Genomic DNA, 15713 nt, shown 5'->3' with positions numbered 1-15713 from the left:
ATGAGTAAGGGCATGCTTGTAGTTCTTTCAGGTTTTTTAGCATTTTTCTTGTATGCAGGTTTGCTCTATACTTTGCTTTTGGACACACAAAATCAAGAGGCGCAAAAAATTCTTTTAGATTTGGGGAAAAAAAGTGAGCAAACGATTGATTTAGATTTGCAAGATTTTTTTGAAAATGAGACAAATAAACATCAAGCAGAGCAAGAAAATTCTCAAAATACAACAGAACAAGAAGAGAGCGAAGAGAGTCTTGAAGATATGTTTTCTTCTTTTGACAATCTTAGGGAAAAAACAACAAGTGATGCCAAAAAAGAAGTAGAAGACCATAATTTAGAAAGGCGTTTGGAAAAACAGCAACGATTGAAGAAAAATCTCAAGAATCAAGAGGTGCTTAAAGGACTTCAGCAAAATTTAAGTCAAATTACAGAAAAGCTTCAAACTATTAAGCATAAGACTTTAGACTTGCAAATTCCTAAACAAGATGGTATTGACAATAAGGCTTACCAAGAATGGTATGCCCAAGTATATAAAATTTTATATAAGGGCTGGAAAGACTCTTTTTATAAAAGCGCCTCTGTAGGCGTAGTTGTTGTTATTGCTAAAAATGGGAAGTTTGATTATACTATCCTTAGCTATTCAAATTTTAAGGACTATAATGATAGTATTGTAGCGCTTTTAAATCATTTGAAAGAACAAGATTTTCCTCCTTATCCCGGAGGGCATATGATTTCTATAAAGGTTAATTTTACAACAAAGGAAGAGCAGTGAAGCAAATATGGGTTTTGTTAATGTTTTGTATGGGGCTTTTGGCGGCAGATAAAACGCTAGATGTTGTTAAGACGATTCAAAAGCTTCCTAAGGTTGAGATACGCTATTCTAAGGAAAATGATGCGACTTATGTGTTCCAACTCCATGAAGTGTTAATGAATGACTTAAAAGTTAGTCAGCATTTTGAGGTCTTTGATGCGGGGGAGCAAAAAGGTAGCTTGGATTATGCGACATTGAAAGGCAAGAATATTCGTTTGGTGGCACTACTAAGTGTGGTTGTTGATAATGGTAATAAAGTGGCGCAGTTAAAACTTTATGATGTGAATGCCTCCACTTTGAAAAAGACTTTTGATTATCCTATCACACACCAAGATTTGTATCCTTTTGCTGCACATAAAATGGCAATTACCATTAATGACTATATAAAAGCTCCCTCTATTGCATGGATGGATCGTTTAGTGGTATTTTCTAAATATGTCCAATCTGGAGTTACTACGATTGCATTAGGTGATTACACCATGCGCTATCAAAAAGAAATTATTAAAAATGGGCGCTTGAATGTTTTTCCAAAGTGGGCAGATGCCAAGCAAACCGAATTTTATTACACTCAGTATGGTGAGAAAACGCCTATGATTTTGAAATATAATATTCAAAAGGGCACTAATGAGTTTATTGCTGAAAGTCAAGGCATGGCAGTCGTATCTAGCGTTAATGCCGATGGCTCTAAGGTGCTTATGTCTTTATCCCCTGAAGGACAGCCTGATGTTTATTTGTATGATACGCACAAAAAGACTAAAACTAAGCTAACTCGTTATAGGGGAATTGATGTTTTGGGTGTGTTTTTTGAAAATGAAAAATCTATGGTTTTTGTTTCAGATAGAGCGGGTTATCCTAATATCTATCTTAAAAAATTGGGTTTAAAGGATAGCGCAGAGCAACTTCTTTATGAGGGCAAGAGCAATGAATCTATTGATGCACACAAGGGTAATATTGTCTATGTAAGCCGTGAAAATCCTAATGAATTTGGAAAAACCGTTTTTAATCTAAATATGATTAGTGCTGGAAGTAATTATATCCGCAGACTTACCGTAAATGGTTCCAATCAAATGCCTCGTTTTTCTATTGATGGGAGCAATGTAATGTATTTGAAAAAGACTCCAGAAGAGGAATCTGTGGGCTTAATTTTATTAGACTACAATCAAAGCTTTTTATTCCCTTTGAAAGATGTAAAAATTCAAGCTTTTGATTGGTAAAGCATTAATTAAGAAATAATATGGTAGTATTTTCGCCTTTAATAAACTTAAATTAAGGGGTTTTTATGAAAAAGGTTTCCGTAGTTAGTTCTTTACTAGCTTTTTTATTGGTTGCGGGTTGTTCACACAAGATTGACAATAAAGGTGTGGCTGGTGATGTAGGTGCTGGTGCTCGTGCAGTTCAAAATGCTCCTGTTTCTACTGAAACAGTTCAAGAGAAGGAAGTGCCTAAAGAAGAGCCAGCTCCAGCTCCAGTTGAAGAAAAACATGAAGAGCCAGCTCCAGCTCCAGAGCCAGCGGTTCAAGAGCCAGCAGCACCAGCGATTGAGAGTGGGACTGTTATAGGCTCTATTTACTTTGATTTTGACAAATACGAAGTAAAAGAAGATGAGCAAAACATCTTAGATGACAGCATTCAAAAAGCTAAAGAAAATCATATGCAAGTGCTTTTAGAGGGTAATACTGATGAATTTGGTTCTAGTGAATACAACCAAGCTTTAGGTGTTAAGAGAGCTTTAAGCGTGAAGAGTGCTATGGCAGTAAAAGGTTTGGATAAAGATGAAATCAAAACCATTAGTTTTGGTGAGACTAAGCCTAAGTGCCAAGAGAAAACTAAAGAGTGCTACAAAGAGAACAGAAGGGTAGATATCAAGCTAGTGAAGTAAGTTTGAATGAAGAAAACTTCTTTACTCTCTTTTTTTATTCCTTTGCTGTTGGTAGGGGAGCCTTCAGCGTTTGATATGCAAAGTGGAGCTACCAAAAAGGAGCTCCACCAATTACAAACTAATAGCAAAAACTTTTCTAATGTTTTAGCAAAACTCCAAGCTCAAGTAGATTCTAATACGCAATCTCAAGAGGGATTAAAGGATATTTATGAGGGGCAAGCTAATAAGATAAAAAATATCAATGAGTCTATTCTCTCTCAAGATGAGTCGTTACGCTCTCTTAAATCCCTTCAAGAAGTGCATGCTAATACGCTTAAACAGCAAGCAGAAATTTTAGAAAGCCTTAAAAATGATGTGCGTGCTAACCAACGGGCCATTAAGCAATTAGACAAGCAAACTAAACAGATGAACGAGTTGCTTACTAAATTAAGTCAAGATTTGGCATCAAAAATTGCTTTGATTCAAAAAAGCTTGCAAGAGCAAGAAAAGCAAGAATACAATCAAGATCAAGGCACACAAGCAAAACCTGCAGAGTCAATAGACTCACCCGCTATAGATGAGACTTCTAAAACCTATGGATTATCTTTGGATACACAAGATGAGACTAATAAACTAGACAATGAAGAGAAAGAAAGTCATAAGAAAGCATTGCGCCAAGAAGAGCTAAAAAGTGAGCTACAACAAGAGAAAAAGCAAGAGCTTAAAAAAGAAAAAGAGAGTTCTAATTCTGTCAATAAGGAAAATCAAGAGATAAAAAATCCTAAAAAAGCGCCCCCTAAGTTTCACAAAGATGTGGCAAGGCAAAATGAAATTTTTGAGGAGGCATTGACTTTTTTAAAAGATAAAGCCTATGCGCAAGCTAAGGAGCGTTTGCTATGGCTAGAGGCTAATAGTTATAAGCTTGCTTATGTGCGTTATGCTCTTGGAGAGGTTGCTTATAGAGAGAAAAAATATAAGCAAGCGATTGGCTATTATAAAGAAAGCGCTCTTTTGGATAAAAAGGCGACTTATATGCCTATCTTGTTATGGCATACGGCATGGTCTTTCAAGCGTTTAGATAGCCATGAAAACTATTATAAATTTTTAAACACTTTGCAACGCTTGTTTCCTTTAAGTGAACAAGCTAGAATGGCAAAGAAAATCTTAGAAGATAAGGATAATAATCATCATGCAAAACCATGATTTAGAAAATACTAAACAAGCGGCATTAATTGAATATGAAGTTAAAGAGCAGGGTTCTAACGAGGTATTAGATAGCAATATCGCTAAAGAGCCTTTAGAGTTTATTATTGGGGCTAATCAAGTGATTATGGGATTAGAAAAGGCGGTTTTGAAAGCTAAAATTGGCGAATACGAAGAAGTAGTAATTGCCCCAGAAGAGGCTTATGGCGCTTATGAGAGCAGTTATTTGCAAGAAGTTCCTAGAGAGCAATTTGAAGGCATTGAGCTAGAAAAGGGCATGACCGTTTTTGGACAAACTGAAGATAATCAAACTGTGCAAGCGCTTGTTAAAGATTTTAGTGCTACTCATGTTATGATAGACTATAACCACCCCTTAGCTGGAAAAACCCTAGCATTTCGCTTTAAGGTTTTAGGCTTTAGAGAAGTGAGCGAGGAAGAAATTTTAGAGGCTCATCACCATAATCACGGCGGAGGTTGTTGTGGTGGTGGCGGAGGCCATAAAAAAGGTGGTGGAGGTTGTGGTTGCTCATGCTCGCATGGGTAATGCAATCACGCTTTTTAAAAATATAAAGAATGTGAGTCAAAATGGATAATACAAATCTCAAAAATTGGTTGTTTCCCACGATTTGTTTTTTCTTGTTTTGCTACATTTTAATTTTTATCATGTTTTTTGTGTTTAGAAACTTGCAATCACAATCTTTTGGCTCTATCGCAGAAACAGGGAAAAAGCAAGTAACTACAACCAAGAAATTTGGTAAAGAATTGCAAAAACAAATTTCAAAAATCCATTGATTTTTTTTTGCTTTAGCCGATTTTGGTAATTACAAGGGTGAATATTAAAATAAGGACTTATAATGATTAACGCAGTTTCTTCTTTTGCTCCAGTGCAGTCTGTGGGAAATTACAAGCGTTTGGAAAAGAGCGAAAAGGTTCAAGAAAATGATGTTGCCATACCTAATAGGGTGGCTGAAATCAAGCAAGCTTATGAAAATGACCAATATAAGCTTAACTTGAGCAAGACCTCCCAAAAAATGGCGCAAGATTTATTAGGGCAGTTCTAAGCTTTTGCTTAGAGTGCTTTTTTGAAATCTTGCAGATGTTTCACACTCTCTTATTACAACAAATTTTTATCCCTCTCTTTTTATTATTCCTTGGTTTTAAAAAATGCTTAGTTTTTAAGCAAAGGCTTTTTATAGACTTTGTAAATAATTTTATTAATCAATTTAGAGTTAAAATTCCAAATAAAAGATTGCCCTTAAGAATAAGAAAGTATAAAATGGCATAGAATTTGCTTGATAAAAGAATGAAACAAGAACAAAAGGATTTGTTATGAAAGTTTTACATTCTCATTTAGAAATGGCATTAAAGCAACTACAACAGCTAATTGAATTAACCGAGTGCGATATTGAGGATATTAAATTAGCTAAGCATACAGAGATTTTTGAGCGTAATTCTCAAAAACAAGTTTTTATTCAAGCTTTTGAAAAAGAAAAAGTCGGCATTGATTCACAAATGATTAATTTAAAAAACCAATTCCCCCATAAAGAAATGAGTGAATTACTAGATGAGCATGCAAATAATTTGCTTTCACAAATGAGAGAGACACTTTTAACTTTGAAAGAAAAAAATACCGCTTATTCACGCATGGCGTTTGCAGTCTCTGAGTTTTACTCTTCACTTATGCAACAAATCATTCCCCATGATACTTGCGATTATAAGGGGGCTAGACATGTGGGGAGTCATTTTTTAAGAGTGCAGGCGTAAAATGGGCGGAATTTTATCTTCACTTAACACTTCTTATACCGGCTTACAAGCTCATCAAAGTATGGTAGATGTAACCGGGAATAATATCTCTAATGCAAGCGATGAATTTTATAGCCGTCAGCGAGTTATTGCTAAGCCTCAAAATGCCTATATATATGGTGGTCAAAATGCCAACATGGGTGTTGATGTGCAAGCGATTGAAAGGGTGCATGATGAATTTGTATTCTCTCGCTACACTAAAGCTAATTATGAAAATACCTATTATGATACAGAATTTTCGCACTTGCAAGAGGCAAGCGCATATTTTCCTGATATTGATGAGGCGAGTATTTTCACCGATTTGCAAGATTATTTTAATTCGTGGAAAGAATTATCTAAAAATGCTAAAGATTCTGCCCAAAAGCAAGCTCTAGCACAAAAAACAGAGGCACTCACCAATAGCATTAAAGATACCAGAGAGCGTTTGACGACCTTACAGCATAAAGCAAGCGAAGAATTAAAAAGCGTGATTAAAGAAGTGAATAACTTAGGCTCTCAAATCGCAGATATTAATAAGCGCATGAAAGAAGTAGAAAACAACAGAAGCCTAAAGCATGCTAATGAATTAAGGGATAAGCGTGATGAATTAGAATTTCATTTGCGAGAGCTTTTAGGGGGGAATGTTTTTAAAAGTAGCATTAGAACAAGCTCATTAGTGGATAAAAATTCAGCCGATTTTGATGAGGGTTATACACTTAATGTTGGGCGTGGTTTTAATATCATTGATGGAACGATTTTCCACCCTCTTGTGATTAGGGAATCAGAAAATAAAGGGAGCTTGAATCAAGTCTATTTTCAAGGCGATGATTTTAAGGAAGTTAATATTACTGATAGGCTTAATCAAGGAAAAGCAGGCGCATTACTAGGCGTATATAATGACGGCTCTAATGGCACTTTAAAGGGTAAATTGCAAAATTATATTGATTTGTTAGATTCTTTTGCTAAAGGTTTGATTGAATCTAGCAATGCGATTTATGCGCAAAGTGCGAGCCACAATATTGAAAGTGAGCCATTAGAATTTAATGACAATGAGGCATTTAAAGATACAAACTATAATATTAAAGACGGCTCATTTGACTTAGTGGCATATAATACCGATGGCAAAGAGATTGCTAGAAAAACGATTAAAATCACACCTATTACAACCATGAAAGACATTATCCAAGCTATCAATGCCAACACTGATGACAACCATGATAACAATACAGAAAATGATTTTGACGATTATTTTACAGCAAGCTTTAACAATCAAACAAAACGATTTATTATCCAGCCTAAAAACGCCTCACAAGGCTTGTTTGTTTCTCTAAAAGATAATGGCACGAATTTTACCGGTGCGCTCAAGTTAAACCCTTTCTTTCAAGGCGATGATGCTTCTAATATTAGCTTAAATAAGCAATACAAAAAAGAGCCAACCGCTATTAGACCTTGGCTTACTCCCATTAACGGGAATTTTGATGTGGCAAACATGATGCAACAATTACAATATGATAATGTGGATTTCTACAATAATAAATTTGATATTAAGCAGATGAAAATTAGCGAGTTTTATCAGTTTCTAACCGGTAAAGTTAATACCGATGCTGAAAAATCAGGGCGCATTTTAGACACTAAAAAAAGCGTGCTAGAGACCATTAAAAAAGAGCAACTCTCTATTTCGCAAGTAAGCGTAGATGAAGAAATGGTCAATCTCATCAAGTTTCAAAGTGGCTATGCGGCAAATGCTAAGGTGATTACGGCTATTGATAAAATGATAGATACCTTGCTAGGGATTAAGCAATAATTTTACGCTATAATCCTTACATTTTCTAAAAAAGAGAGATTATGCAAGAAAATTTAGGTAAGGTTACCCCCCCCCCCCCAATAATCAAGAGCGATTAGATAATCAAGAAAAATTAGAGCTACCCTCTCATATAAGAGATAATCTCAAAAAATCTTTACGCCCTTATCAAGAAAAAGCCCTAAAAGCCTTTTTGATAAAAAGACAACAAGATAATAACGCCAATCATTTGATGTTTGAAATGGCAACCGGTAGCGGTAAAACTCTAGTTATGGCAAGTTTGATTTTAGATTGTTATGCTAAGGGCTATAGAAATTTTATCTTTTTTGTCAATTCTAATAGCATTTTGGAAAAAACAAAGCTCAATTTTACCGACAGCACTTCTTCAAAATATCTGTTTAATGACAATATTATGATTGATGAGCAACAAGTTGAAATCCATTCTATCAACTCTTTGGATAACTCAAAAGACAATGCTATTAATTTATATTTCACAACCATTCAAGCTCTTTATTCGCTATTTACCACTGAGAGAGAAAACGCCCTAACAATTGCTGAATTAGCTCATCAAAAAATCGTGTTTCTAGCTGATGAGGCACATCATTTAAACACTGAGACTAAGAAAAAGCTCACTCAAAAAGAGAATGAGAACAAATTAGGCTGGGAGAGCTTAATTAATCAAGCCTTTAAACAACATCAAGAAAATTTGCTTTTAGAATTTAGCGCTACCATTCCTAAAAACAAAGAAGTAAAAGAAAAATACAAAGACAAAATCGTGTTTTCATACGATTTGAAAAAGTTTAGCAAGGATAAGTATTGCAAAAATATTTTTTCACTTTTATATAAAGATGAGAGTTTAGAACAACGATTTTTAGGTGCAATATTATCAAGCTTGTATAAAGAGCTCCTTGCTGAGAAACAAAACATCGTTTTAAAGCCTTGTATTTTGTTTAAAAGTGAGAATATCAAAGAGAGTTTAGAAAGCCAACAACGCTTTAATGAATTTTTAGAAAACTTGCATGAAAATAATATTTTAGAGTTTTTAGAACATTCACAAAACCAATTATTCAACCTTGCAAGCGATTTTTTCAAAAACCAAAAATACACTTTCAAAACTATAGTCTCTCTTTTAAAAGCTAAGTTTAAAGAAAGCTATCAAATCAACACGAACGACACTTCTAAAGAGAGCACTAACATGCTTTTATTAAACTCATTAGAAGACAAAGATAATCCTAAAAGAGTGATTTTTAGCGTGGATAAGCTCAATGAGGGGTGGGATGTTTTAAATTTGTTTGATATTGTTAGGCTTAAAAATAAAGCAAGTTCTAAAGATACCACTAAAGAAGCTCAGCTTATAGGTAGGGGAGCTAGGTATTATCCTTTTAGCTATCAAAAGAAGTCTATAGATAAAAGAAAATTTGATTTAGACAACCCCTTAAGCACCTTAGAACGCTTAGACTATCATGCGGTGTATAACCCCGATTTCATTGCTAAGCTTAATGAAGAAATGAATAAAATAGGGCTTAATGTCAATAATGATGATAACAAAGAGATAATCCCCCTAAAGCCCACTAAGAATTTCAAGCTTTATTATGTTTCTAACTCAAGGCTTATGAAAAAAGATACAAAAGATTATTTTTTTGAAATCAATCAAGCCAAAGAAGAGTTACAAAAACTACAAGTGCCTTTATTTGCTTTAGATATCAGCCAGCAACAAGTAAGGTTTGAGACCACTCAAAGCGATAGCTCCCTTTATGAACCCTACTCTTTAAGAGAAATCCCCACAGCCTTTTTCCTTAAAGCCCTTAGCACCTTAAATATGGATTTTGAGTTTTTAAAAGCGCATTTTAATTCTAATTTATTTGATTCTTTTAACAATAAATTAGAATTTATCAACAACATTATCCGCCCTTTAGAAACAAACTTCAGCATTAAGCAACGATTTGACAACCCTACACTCAATCTTAAAATGGCGCAATATATCCTCAAAAATATTAAATCATGCATTCAAAAAGACAAGAATCAAAAAATCGTAACCCCCTTTGAAATAAAAGACTTTAATCCTAATAAAAGACATTTATACCAATCTAAAAATAAGATGAAAAAGTTTGATTATGAATGGTTGCTTTATAAAGACCTTGCTACAGACAGCGAACATGAAAAAGAGTTTTTAAAATTCATTGAGGCTAAAAAGGATTTAATCAATAATAAATTCAAAGAATGGTGCGTTTTAAGGAATGATAGCTTTGAAGAGCTCAAACTCTATTGCCATATTAAAGGGAGTGAGAGTTATGCGAAAGGCTTTGAGCCGGATTTTATCCTTTTTGCTAAAACGCATAACGATGAATTTTTGGGTTTCACTTGCTATTTGGAAGTCAAAGGCAAGGATAGAGAAAAGAGTGAAGACAATGCATGGAAAGAAACATTTCTAAAAGCACTAGAAAACATCACGCCAACAAATCTTAATAATAAAAAGCTAGACTTAAAAGGTTTGCCCTTTTTTATCCTAGAAAACAACAAAATTAACGCCCCCTTTACAAACGCCTTTAAAGAAACCTTTAAGGACACAACATGTTAGACTTATTAGACAATTTAACCACGCATTTTAATAGTAAAGAAAACTTAGTTACTTTAATCATAGAGCATAACGAAAAGCTACTAGATTTTATGCTTAATTCTAAATTAGCAAACGAATATAAAAAACATTTTTTTGAAGAAATCGCCGGAAGTTTAGTGTTTAAAGAAAAAGCCCTTTTAGAAGTTTTAGAAAATAAAGAACTCAATAATTCTTACACACGCTTTAAAAATAAAATCGGTTTGACTAAAAAGGGGCATTTCTTACAATCTAGCGAATTAGTGGTCTTAAATTTCCCTTTTAAAGACAATATCTTACTAGGCAACGCTAAGGATAACAACACCAAATCTAACGAGCTTTTTTACCATGAAATCTTGCATAAAAACGAAATTGAATCGCTATTAAACCAAAAAGTCTTATGTAATTTTGAAATGCATGGACATGGCGATTTAGAAAACGCCCTAAAAGATAAAAATACTAATTATCTTATCAAGGGCAATAATTTAATTGCCCTGCATTCTTTAAAAAAGAAGTTTGCTAAACAAGTTAAATGTATCTACATTGACCCCCCTTATAATACCGGTAATGATAGCTTCAATTACAACGATAATTTTAATCATAGCTCTTGGTTAGTGTTTATGAAAAATAGACTTGAAATCGCTAAGGAATTTTTAAAAGATAATGGCGTGATTTTTGTGCAGTGCGATGATAACGAACAAGCTTACTTGAAAGTGCTTATGGATGAGGTGTTTGGGAGGGATAATTTTGTTAGTTGTATAACTATGTTATCATCAACCCCAAGCGGAGTAAAAACAGCACATAGAAATAAGACAATTATTAAGACAAAAGATTATCTATTAGTATATGCTAAAAATTCTTTATTAATCCAACTTAAACCACAATATAAAGAAGCAACTACATGGGATACCCATTTTAATCTATACTTTGATAGAGAGCATAATAGAGTTTTTCCATTAAGCCATATTTTAAGGCAAAATGGATTATATGAAAAATTAAAAGCTACACAAAATTATCTAAATGATAAAGATTTTTGTAATTTTATATATTCTAATGCTGATAAAATTTTTCAAACTGGAAAAAGCTTACCAGAGCGTATTAGAGCTATTAGTTTAAAAACTGAAAATAAAGATATTCCTATAAAATACGAGAGTGATACAGGCATACAATATGCTTATAATGGTAGAAGAATGTCTTTTTTATCACGCTCAATCCACTCTGTTTTATCATCGCAAGGAATAGAACAAAAAATAGCAATTTTACTATGTGATTTTTGGAATGATATTGATTTTAATAATACACAAAATGAAGGCTCGGTTTCATTCCCTTCAGGCAAAAAACCCGAACAATTAATATATAGAATTTTAGATATGGTAACAAACGAAAACGACTTAGTGCTAGATTTTTTCGCCGGTAGTGGCACCACATGTGCGGTCGCACACAAAATGAATAGGCGTTATATCGGTATAGAGCAAATGGACTATATAGAGACTATCACTAAAGAGAGACTTAAAAAGGTCATAGAGGGCGAACAAGGGGGCATTTCAAAAAAGCTTAATTTTAAAGGGGGAGGGAGTTTTGTCTATTGCGAATTAAAAGAAGTTAATTTAAAGATTAAAAAAGATATTTGTAACGCTACAAATTCTAGTGAATGCTTAGAAATCTTTAACACCCTAAGCGAACGCATTCTCAAACGCATAGATTGTGATATGCATGCACTAACTAGCGAAGAATTTAAAACCCTTAGTTTAGATGAGCAAAAAGAGATTTTATGCAACCTTTTAGATTCTAACGAGGATTATTTAAACTTAGGCGATATTGATGAAAGCACATGGGAAATTGATACAAAAACCAAACAATACAACAAATTGTTTTACTCCAAATAGGCGCTAAGATATGAAATCCTCAATAAAAGAAAGGCTTTAGCAATTAATTTGATTTGCTTAATAACACTATAATAATTTTTTTAATAAGGAGAAATTGATGTTACAAAATGTCAAAAAAGTGGCTTTTAAGGTTTTGTTATTAAGTGGGTTATGTGTTGTGGGGCTTATGGCAGAGCAAGACCCCAAAGAGCTTGTAAGTTTAGGCGCACAAAGTTATAAAGCGCAAGATTTTGCTAAAGCTAAGAAACATTTTGAAAAAGCTTGCGAGTTAAAAGAAAGTAGCGGGTGCTTTAATCTAGGTGTGTTATATTATTCGGGGCAAGGTGTTGAAAAGGACTTTAAAAAAGCGAGCGAATATTATGTGAAAGCGTGTGATTTAGGCTATAGTAGTGGGTGCTTTAATGCGGGTAATTTGTATTATGATGGGCAAGGTGTATCTAAAAATATTAAAAAATCTTTGCAATACTATTCTAAAGCATGTGAATTAAAATACGCTGAGGGTTGTGCGAGTTTAGGGGGCATCTATCATGATGGCAAGGCGGTAACAAGGGACTTTAAAAAATCTTTAGAGTATTTTACTAAAGCTTGTGATTTAGATGACGCTGATGGTTGCACAATCTTAGGCACTTTATATGATGAGGGGCGTGGCACAGCTAAAAATCTTCAAAAAGCACTTGAATTTTATAATAAAGCATGTGGTTTGAAAGATAGTGCGGGTTGTTTTAATGCGGGGAATATGTATCACAAAGGTGATGGCGTAGCTAAAAACTTTAAAGAGGCTATCGCCCGCTATGCTAAAGCATGTGAATTTAAAAATGGCGGAGGATGCTTTAATCTAGGGGCTATGCAATATAATGGCGATGGCATGCCAAGAGATGAGAAAAATGCGATAGAGAATTTTAAAAGAGGGTGTAAATTAGGCGCTAAAGGTGCATGTGATACTCTCAAACAATTAAAAATCAAAATCTAATTTTTTAAAATAAGCTTTAATACTCCTTTAATATAAAAGGGGATTTAGGCTTATTGATATTCTTGTTTTATGCTTGCTTTTTATCATTAATTTTTTACTTTTTGGTTGTTTTTAATCTGTATTTTGAGGATTGATTTTCTAATTTTTTGGCAATTTTTGGCTAGAAATTTTGATTAGATTAGCTTTTTAGCGAGTTTTTTTAGAAAATCAAAAAATTTTTTCAAAAATTTGCGAAACAATAAAAATTGTCTTTGAATAGCTGATTTTAGGGGGCTTAAGAGGGTTTATTTCTATCAAAAATCCTAAAGATAGACCAACTTTTTCTTTTTGCTCCACCTACTTAAGCAAACCTTAAGCTTTGTATAGCTATACTTTCACTTCCTTGTTTCAGCAAGAGCTTTTAAAAAAGTCTTTTAACACAAGGATAGCTTATTAAAGCAAACGATCTTTGAAAACTAAGCAAAGTTATAGGAAGTTCTTTTTAAAAAGGAATATTCTAAATTACTAAGAGAGATTTAATTCTTTCTTTTTGTTTTTTATGATATTTATTTGGGTTAGCATTTTGTTAAACCTTTAATTTTAAAAAGTTTCTTTCTTTTTTGTATTGTTGTAATACTTAAGAACACAACCCGTTTTATTATTAAAACGAGTTCTTGTGATACGCATTTAAAATAGAAAGAGCTTTAGGACAAACACTTTTTATGGAGAGTTTGATCCTGGCTCAGAGTGAACGCTGGCGGCGTGCCTAATACATGCAAGTCGAACGATGAAGCTTCTAGCTTGCTAGAAGTGGATTAGTGGCGCACGGGTGAGTAACGCATAGGTTATGTGCCTCTTAGTTTGGGATAGCCATTGGAAACGATGATTAATACCAGATACTCCCTACGGGGGAAAGATTTATCGCTAAGAGATCAGCCTATGTCCTATCAGCTTGTTGGTAAGGTAATGGCTTACCAAGGCTATGACGGGTATCCGGCCTGAGAGGGTGAACGGACACACTGGAACTGAGACACGGTCCAGACTCCTACGGGAGGCAGCAGTAGGGAATATTGCTCAATGGGCGCAAGCCTGAAGCAGCAACGCCGCGTGGAGGATGAAGGTTTTAGGATTGTAAACTCCTTTTGTTAGAGAAGATAATGACGGTATCTAACGAATAAGCACCGGCTAACTCCGTGCCAGCAGCCGCGGTAATACGGAGGGTGCAAGCGTTACTCGGAATCACTGGGCGTAAAGAGCGCGTAGGCGGGATAGTAAGTCAGATGTGAAATCCTATGGCTTAACCATAGAACTGCATTTGAAACTGCTATCCTAGAGTGTGGGAGAGGTAGGTGGAATTCTTGGTGTAGGGGTAAAATCCGTAGAGATCAAGAGGAATACTCATTGCGAAGGCGACCTGCTGGAACATAACTGACGCTGATTGCGCGAAAGCGTGGGGAGCAAACAGGATTAGATACCCTGGTAGTCCACGCCCTAAACGATGGATGCTAGTTGTTGGGGAGCTTAGTCTCTCCAGTAATGCAGCTAACGCATTAAGCATCCCGCCTGGGGAGTACGGTCGCAAGATTAAAACTCAAAGGAATAGACGGGGACCCGCACAAGCGGTGGAGCATGTGGTTTAATTCGAAGATACACGAAGAACCTTACCTAGGCTTGACATTGAGAGAATCCGCTAGAAATAGTGGAGTGTCTAGCTTGCTAGACCCTGAAAACAGGTGCTGCACGGCTGTCGTCAGCTCGTGTCGTGAGATGTTGGGTTAAGTCCCGCAACGAGCGCAACCCCCTTTCTTAGTTGCTAACAGGTTATGCTGAGAACTCTAAGGATACTGCCTCCGTAAGGAGGAGGAAGGTGGGGACGACGTCAAGTCATCATGGCCCTTACGCCTAGGGCTACACACGTGCTACAATGGGGTGTACAAAGAGAAGCAATACTGCGAAGTGGAGCAAATCTCAAAAACATCTCTCAGTTCGGATTGCAGGCTGCAACTCGCCTGCATGAAGCTGGAATCGCTAGTAATCGTGAATCAGCCATGTCACGGTGAATACGTTCCCGGGTCTTGTACTCACCGCCCGTCACACCATGGGAGTTGTGTTTGCCTTAAGTCAGGATGCTAAACTAGCTACTGCCCACGGCACACACAGCGACTGGGGTGAAGTCGTAACAAGGTAACCGTAGGTGAACCTGCGGTTGGATCACCTCCTTTCTAGAGAAGAGCTTTTAATATTCGCTTATTAAAAGCCATAACCTTTAAGAGTATTACTTCATTTTAAAGAACTTCTTTTTGCTTAGTTTTGAAAGATTGAATCTCATTCATTTCCCCTTTAAATTTATTTTTAACTCTGTTAAAACATTGTATTGATAGATTATTGTTTCTTTTATTTAGTGATTAAACTTTTTAAAAAAGTTCTTTTGAATAAAATAAAAAAAGGGGGGTGTAGTTTTCCTCCTAATAACTATTTTTAGACTTAAGGCCTATTTTGTAATTTTAAAAATTAAATGATTTTAGGTAGCAATACTTTGTTTAAATAGAGCCTTATTTTTTGTATTCTCAATCTCTTATCTTTAGTTTTCTTATATCTCTTATATCTCTTATATCTCTTATATCTCTTATATCTCTTATATCTCTTATATCTCTTATATCTCTTATATCTCTTATATCTCTTATATCTCTTATATCTCTTATATCTCTTATATCTCTTATATCTCTTATATCTCTTATATCTCTTATATCTCTTATATCTCTTATATCTCTTATATCTCTTATATCTCTTATATCTCTTATATCTCTTATATCTCTAGTTTTTCTTGCATTTTA

At 34.7% G+C, this 15713-nt stretch carries 11 protein-coding genes, 1 rRNA gene and 2 pseudogenes; all 14 read left to right on the top strand.

All coding sequences use genetic code 11. From position 1 onward, the window contains the following. The 14 genes and pseudogenes from HCW_RS08455 (at position 1) to HCW_RS08390 (ending at position 15101) form a co-directional block, all read left to right on the top strand. Positions 1-768, top strand: coding sequence for an energy transducer TonB (locus tag HCW_RS08455; protein WP_014661796.1), 768 nt, complete (start codon positions 1-3; stop codon positions 766-768). Next, positions 765-2021, top strand: a complete 1257-nt coding sequence (gene tolB, locus HCW_RS08450; RefSeq protein ID WP_014661795.1) for a Tol-Pal system protein TolB — start codon at positions 765-767, stop codon at positions 2019-2021. Before HCW_RS08455 ends, tolB begins: the two co-directional genes overlap by 4 nt. A gap of 65 nt (positions 2022-2086) precedes the next feature. Further along, positions 2087-2686 (top strand): OmpA family protein, encoded by a 600-nt coding sequence (locus tag HCW_RS08445; protein ID WP_014661794.1) that lies wholly within the window; start codon positions 2087-2089, stop codon positions 2684-2686. Positions 2687-2692: 6 nt separating this feature from the next. Continuing rightward, positions 2693-3178, top strand: a pseudogene (locus tag HCW_RS10060) (hypothetical protein); the annotation flags it as partial. A 159-nt stretch (positions 3179-3337) separates the two neighbouring features. After that, a pseudogene (locus HCW_RS10055) lies at positions 3338-3868 on the top strand (tetratricopeptide repeat protein); the annotation flags it as partial. Beyond that, positions 3855-4412 carry an FKBP-type peptidyl-prolyl cis-trans isomerase gene (locus HCW_RS08435; protein ID WP_014661792.1) on the top strand — a complete coding sequence of 186 codons (558 nt, stop codon included), beginning with the start codon at positions 3855-3857 and terminating at the stop codon, positions 4410-4412. The pseudogene HCW_RS10055 and the gene HCW_RS08435, both read left to right, overlap by 14 nt. Positions 4413-4453: 41 nt before the next feature. Continuing rightward, the gene (locus HCW_RS08430; protein ID WP_014661791.1) at positions 4454-4660 is read left to right on the top strand and encodes a hypothetical protein; all 207 of its coding nucleotides are present in this window, start codon (positions 4454-4456) and stop codon (positions 4658-4660) included. A 62-nt stretch (positions 4661-4722) separates the two neighbouring features. Beyond that, positions 4723-4929 (top strand): flagellar biosynthesis anti-sigma factor FlgM, encoded by a 207-nt coding sequence (locus HCW_RS08425; RefSeq protein ID WP_014661790.1) that lies wholly within the window; start codon positions 4723-4725, stop codon positions 4927-4929. A 268-nt stretch (positions 4930-5197) separates the two neighbouring features. Continuing rightward, the gene (locus HCW_RS08415) at positions 5198-5632 is read left to right on the top strand and encodes a hypothetical protein (RefSeq protein ID WP_014661788.1); all 435 of its coding nucleotides are present in this window, start codon (positions 5198-5200) and stop codon (positions 5630-5632) included. Position 5633: 1 nt separating this feature from the next. After that, the gene (flgK, locus tag HCW_RS08410; protein ID WP_014661787.1) at positions 5634-7454 is read left to right on the top strand and encodes a flagellar hook-associated protein FlgK; all 1821 of its coding nucleotides are present in this window, start codon (positions 5634-5636) and stop codon (positions 7452-7454) included. Between the two features lie 130 nt (positions 7455-7584). Beyond that, positions 7585-10029 (top strand): DEAD/DEAH box helicase family protein, encoded by a 2445-nt coding sequence (locus HCW_RS08405; RefSeq protein WP_081478667.1) that lies wholly within the window; start codon positions 7585-7587, stop codon positions 10027-10029. Continuing rightward, positions 10023-11930, top strand: coding sequence for a site-specific DNA-methyltransferase (locus HCW_RS08400; protein ID WP_014661785.1), 1908 nt, complete (start codon positions 10023-10025; stop codon positions 11928-11930). Before HCW_RS08405 ends, HCW_RS08400 begins: the two co-directional genes overlap by 7 nt. Before the next feature lie 97 nt (positions 11931-12027). After that, positions 12028-12900: an SEL1-like repeat protein gene (locus tag HCW_RS08395; RefSeq protein ID WP_014661784.1), complete on the top strand. Its 873-nt coding sequence runs from the start codon at positions 12028-12030 to the stop codon at positions 12898-12900. 698 nt (positions 12901-13598) lie between these two features. Beyond that, positions 13599-15101, top strand: a 16S ribosomal RNA gene (locus tag HCW_RS08390). The last annotated feature ends 612 nt before the right edge of the window (positions 15102-15713 follow it).

It is taken from the genome of Helicobacter cetorum MIT 00-7128, assembly GCF_000259255.1.
In the GTDB taxonomy this organism is placed as follows: Bacteria; Campylobacterota; Campylobacteria; order Campylobacterales; family Helicobacteraceae; genus Helicobacter; species Helicobacter cetorum_B.
The sequence above is the reverse complement of the archived record's forward strand: the minus strand, read 5'-3'. Positions and strand labels throughout refer to the sequence as shown.

Excerpts from the sequence above, each read along its gene's own strand:
- flgK (WP_014661787.1), top strand. The coding sequence starts at position 5,634 with ATGGGCGGAATTTTATCTTCACTTAACACTTCTTATACCGGCTTACAA.
- HCW_RS08455 (WP_014661796.1), top strand. The coding sequence starts at position 1 with ATGAGTAAGGGCATGCTTGTAGTTCTTTCAGGTTTTTTAGCATTTTTC.
- HCW_RS08395 (WP_014661784.1), top strand. The coding sequence starts at position 12,028 with ATGTTACAAAATGTCAAAAAAGTGGCTTTTAAGGTTTTGTTATTAAGT.
- HCW_RS08435 (WP_014661792.1), top strand. The coding sequence starts at position 3,855 with ATGCAAAACCATGATTTAGAAAATACTAAACAAGCGGCATTAATTGAA.
- HCW_RS08445 (WP_014661794.1), top strand. The coding sequence starts at position 2,087 with ATGAAAAAGGTTTCCGTAGTTAGTTCTTTACTAGCTTTTTTATTGGTT.
- HCW_RS08430 (WP_014661791.1), top strand. The coding sequence starts at position 4,454 with ATGGATAATACAAATCTCAAAAATTGGTTGTTTCCCACGATTTGTTTT.
- HCW_RS08425 (WP_014661790.1), top strand. The coding sequence starts at position 4,723 with ATGATTAACGCAGTTTCTTCTTTTGCTCCAGTGCAGTCTGTGGGAAAT.
- HCW_RS08415 (WP_014661788.1), top strand. The coding sequence starts at position 5,198 with ATGAAAGTTTTACATTCTCATTTAGAAATGGCATTAAAGCAACTACAA.
- HCW_RS08400 (WP_014661785.1), top strand. The coding sequence starts at position 10,023 with ATGTTAGACTTATTAGACAATTTAACCACGCATTTTAATAGTAAAGAA.